Origin of the sequence: Aquimarina macrocephali JAMB N27 (assembly GCF_000520995.1) — a bacterium.
Classification (GTDB): domain Bacteria; phylum Bacteroidota; class Bacteroidia; order Flavobacteriales; family Flavobacteriaceae; genus Aquimarina; species Aquimarina macrocephali.
Genome location: NZ_JACA01000091.1, coordinates 1 through 3157, shown reverse-complemented (window position 1 = coordinate 3157; position 3157 = coordinate 1). Strand labels below are relative to the sequence as shown.

General features: G+C 29.3%; 4 protein-coding genes. All 4 read left to right on the top strand.

Annotation, left to right across the window (positions count from 1 at the left end; all coding sequences use genetic code 11):
- Window positions 1-1049 (top strand): RHS repeat domain-containing protein (locus Z054_RS30740; RefSeq protein WP_316929956.1); only part of this gene is annotated, 1049 nt, incomplete at its 5' end.
- A gap of 17 nt (window positions 1050-1066) precedes the next feature.
- Window positions 1067-1954 (top strand): leucine-rich repeat domain-containing protein, encoded by an 888-nt coding sequence (locus Z054_RS30735; RefSeq protein WP_024773114.1) that lies wholly within the window; start codon window positions 1067-1069, stop codon window positions 1952-1954.
- A 13-nt stretch (window positions 1955-1967) separates the two neighbouring features.
- Window positions 1968-2540 carry a hypothetical protein gene (locus tag Z054_RS0127145; protein ID WP_024773113.1) on the top strand — a complete coding sequence of 191 codons (573 nt, stop codon included), beginning with the start codon at window positions 1968-1970 and terminating at the stop codon, window positions 2538-2540.
- A 55-nt stretch (window positions 2541-2595) separates the two neighbouring features.
- Window positions 2596-3063, top strand: a complete 468-nt coding sequence (locus Z054_RS0127140; RefSeq protein ID WP_024773112.1) for a hypothetical protein — start codon at window positions 2596-2598, stop codon at window positions 3061-3063.
- Window positions 3064-3157 lie beyond the last annotated feature (94 nt).

The window sequence follows — 3157 nt, the reverse complement described above, 5'->3', positions numbered from 1 at the left end:
TAGGGAACATCAGATTGTCCTATAAAGATGCTAATAAAGATGGTGTAATCACTACTTCTGAGATCATACAGGAGAAGAACTATTATCCTTTTGGACTGCAACATGAAGGATATAATAGTGATTTTAATGGTAGGGATCATAATTATGGGTTTGGTAATAAAGAAGAACAGGATGAACTTAGTTTAGCATGGTTAGACTTTGGAGCTAGGAATTATGATGCAGCACTTGGTAGGTGGATGAATATTGACCCGTTAGCAGAATTAATGAAAAGACATAGTCCGTATAATTATGCTTTTAATAATCCTATTTATTTTATGGATTATGATGGTATGTTTCCTTTTGGTCCGGGTAATCCAATTGGTAAAAAAATTGTAAATAATCATAAAAACTCTCAGAATAAGAGTCCGGGGGGAGATTGCTTTCAAGTTTGCAAAAGCAGATTTAATACAGCTTTTAAGCAGGTTATGGGGGTATCTGTTTATGACTATATATCAGATGATAGTGCTTCCCAATATTACAATTCAAAGCAAACTTTTAATCATTTATTTGCTAGCTCAACAGGAACCCATCCAGGTTGGAGAGGTCTGCCCCAAGATTTAAGAGGTACTGGAGGAGCCGGAGCAATAGTAAATGCAGGTTTAGGGGAACTAGTAAATAAAAAAGGTATTTGGGATGGAGATTTGCAAGAAGGCGCAATTATTCAAGTTTATGCATCTCAAGAAGATTTTAATGATGTTGTTCGTGGAGTGGATAGAGGTGTATTTGGACATTCTTTTATCTTTTTAAATTATGAATTTGATGAAGATGGAAATATTACTGGCATGAAGATTGCCGACCAAGGTTGGTTAAATGATGATGTTGTAAAGGAAGATAGGTTTGATGTTTGGTTTGGAGCTAATATTACAACAGAACCTCGTGAAGAGGTTAGCCCTAGTGTAAATGAATTAGAACCTAAAGGAATTAACTTTAGTCAATTTCTTCAATCATTAATGGGAGTGAATTTGAGTTTAGGAGAGTTTATAGGTCCTTATCAAGACAGACCAGATTAATAAAAACTGTTTATTATATGAAAATTCAAATTTATTATATTATAGCTTTATTTTTTACATTTTTTAATTGTAAAGCTCAAAGTAATGGTTATTTCACATCTTTTGCTAAAGCAAAAGAAAATAGTGAAAATGTTAAATCTCTCGATATTTCTGGAGAAAGAATAGATAATGCTTTATATAACTTTACTAATGTTGAAGAAATTCGACTCTTGAATTGCGAAATAGACATTATAAAAGATAATATATCGAATCTGAAAAAACTTAGAATATTTAATGTTATTTCCTGTAGTGAGATTAAATCCATAACTAAGAATATTAATAAACTTAAAAATTTAGAAACCTTAATGATTACGGGAAGTAATTTGAATTATTTCCCGAAAACAATTAATGGTTTAACTGAATTAAAAACTTTAAATATTGCGAATAACAATATTAATCTTGAAAACATAAAACTACCTTCCAATATAGAAAATTTGAATATTTCAGGAAATTCATTGGAAGAAATACCAAATTCTATCTATAAGCTTTCAAAATTAAAAGAGCTAGATTTAAGAATGAATAAAATAATAACTCTTGATTCAGAAATAAAGAACCTAAAAGAGCTTAAAAAGTTGTATTTAGATAATAACAATATATCAAAATTACCAATTGGTTTATTCTCTTTGAGAAAATTAGAAGAATTAACCATTAAATCTAACAATATCAAAGTATTACCTAAGGAAATTGAAAAAATGAAAATGATTAAAAAATTAGATTTATCTTATAACAAACTTGAATTTCTGCCTTTGAAAGAATTAAAGAACAATCTAGAACTTAATAAATTATTTATAGGTAATAATTTATTAAGTAATGAATATTTGTTTCATGTTAAAAGTAAGTTAGATAATTTGAAAGTTATTTTTTAAAGATTTTTTTACTATGAAAAACTCATTCATATTTATTGTTTTAATTGTTATATTCTCTTCTGTTAACTTATCCTATTCTCAAAGCCAAGAGAGTTTCAAAGAGTTAGTAAAGTTACTTTCAATTAAATACTCAAATGATTCTTCTTTAAAGGAAAAAATTAATACAACACAAATAAAATGTAATTATTTAATAGCTGATGAAAGTAAAAAAATTGAAGTTTTATATTCATTAATTCCTGCTGAAAATTACAAGGATAATCTACTTAATAAAATTTACAAAAACATAGCTCTTCAATCTTTAGTTAAATTTTCTCAAGCTAGTGATGGTTTACTTTCAGGAGAAAAGTTAATTACAGAATTTGATAATTTAAACGTCAAAAAGGAGTTTAATGCAGATTGGGGCGGTACATCTTCTTTTAAATTTACATCCGATAGGTTTTGTAAATATAAATTCTGCATAATATTATTTCTTTACAAAAAGGATAAAGGGTTAGCAATTACATATTTTCTTTTTGATAAAGAAAGCGTTGGGCTTCAAGAAGTTGAAAATAATTTTCATAACTTAACGTTTATTAGACAAAATTAGTAAATCTGATCCCGATGGTAATTGTGAGTTCTGTAAAACAGTTTTAAAAAGTGCTGTGAACGCCTACAAAAGAACTCTTTATAATACTTATGAAGGTGCAAAACAACTTGTTAGTAGCCCAATACAGACAGTTAAGAAAGCTGCAAGTAATCACTTTAACAAATTAAGCAGTCCACAGGGATTAGCTAGCTTAGCAAAAGATGCTTTGTCAACTGCAACAGCAGGAATGTCAGATATAGCACATGATGTAGTAGAAACGGCTTTATCTGAAGATTCAGCTACAACATTGGGTAATAAAATAGGAGAAAAAGCAGCTAATGTGACGGTTGAAGCTGCTGCTGTAGTGACTGGAGAAGTTGCAGCTAAAGGATTAAGTAAAGCTGTTACTTCCAAAATTGATGATGCTATGAAGGTGTCAGATAATGCTGTTAAACTTTCAGATGACGCTATAGAAGGGTTAACCCGACCGCTCGGATATGATAGCGCAGAAATGTTTTCTGTGCTGCATATGAGTAAGAAATAAAAAAGTCACAATTGATAAAAAGATTGTGACTTTTTTTCGTTTAATAATATGTTATATTTACGATGCCACTGGGGTAAAATTAAAAAAAATTGCC

Bases quoted from the DNA above. Each gene is read 5' to 3' on its own strand.
- Z054_RS30735 (WP_024773114.1), top strand. From the start codon at position 1,067: ATGAAAATTCAAATTTATTATATTATAGCTTTATTTTTTACATTTTTT.
- Z054_RS0127145 (WP_024773113.1), top strand. From the start codon at position 1,968: ATGAAAAACTCATTCATATTTATTGTTTTAATTGTTATATTCTCTTCT.